This is a genomic window from Sphingobacterium populi (assembly GCF_001586775.1).
Lineage (GTDB): Bacteria > Bacteroidota > Bacteroidia > Sphingobacteriales > Sphingobacteriaceae > Sphingobacterium > Sphingobacterium populi.
The window spans coordinates 1-953 of sequence record NZ_LQXS01000019.1; the positions used below are offsets into that span (position 1 = coordinate 1).

General features: G+C 44.1%; 1 protein-coding gene. It reads right to left on the reverse strand.

Features of this window, described 5'->3' with window-relative positions:
- The coding region (locus A0125_RS15190; RefSeq protein WP_156472579.1) for a TonB-dependent receptor domain-containing protein at positions 1–953 on the reverse strand (953 nt) is incomplete at both ends.

Here is a 953-nt window from a genome sequence, read left to right on the forward strand (position 1 = left end):
AGGTCCATACCTTGCACATTTCCAGCACCTTGTGTATTCACCTCTGGATCTCCAGGGAAGCCCGGAGCAAACATAAACAGGTTACGACCACTGAATCCTACAGAAATCTGTCCGAATGGAGAGTTTTGTAACACACGTTGAGGAAGGGTGTAGCTAAGAGTCAATTCTCGTAAACGGTATGATGTAGCATCAAACACCGCCGCCTCGGAACCTATACCTCCTAAACCTTGCCAGTAAGATTGCGCAGAGATCTGAATATCGTTGGGACGGTACGTACCATCACCATTAGCAATAACGCCTGGCAATATTCTAGGCTGATCGCGATCCACTCCGGTCGGCTCTACCATACCACCAGATCGCATATCTACTTGTGAGAACGAAAAGATCTGACCACCTTTTTGGATATCAACCAAGGCCATCAGGCTTACTCCTTTGTACGTAAAAGTATTGGAAATACCTAAAGTGTAATCTTTCTGCGGATTCGCGATCACCCGGTTACCAATACCTGGCATAAATAGACCCGTAGTAGGGTTAATAAGCAGATCACCATTCTCATTTCTAGGCGTTTGTGCACCCACAATCACGCCATATGGAAATCCCTCTGCAATAGATGGAGCAATACCAATGAATGAGTTGATCCCGGGAATGACACTACTCGTAAGCTCATCACCTCCAACAGGTTGATCACCAAATATGGAAACTACATTGTTACGAATACGCGTAAAGTTCAAATTCACATTCCAACTAAAATTCGAGTTGCGGATAGGATAACCACCTAACAAAACTTCAATACCACGATTGGTCATCTCGCCAATGTTAGAAGTGCGGGTATTAAAACCAGAAGCGTTAGATACGGCTACATTAAAGATCTGGCTAGAACTGCGGGTACTGAAATAGGTGAAATCTAAATCAATCCGGTTATTAAATAATCCGAGTTGCGTTCCTACCTCAAA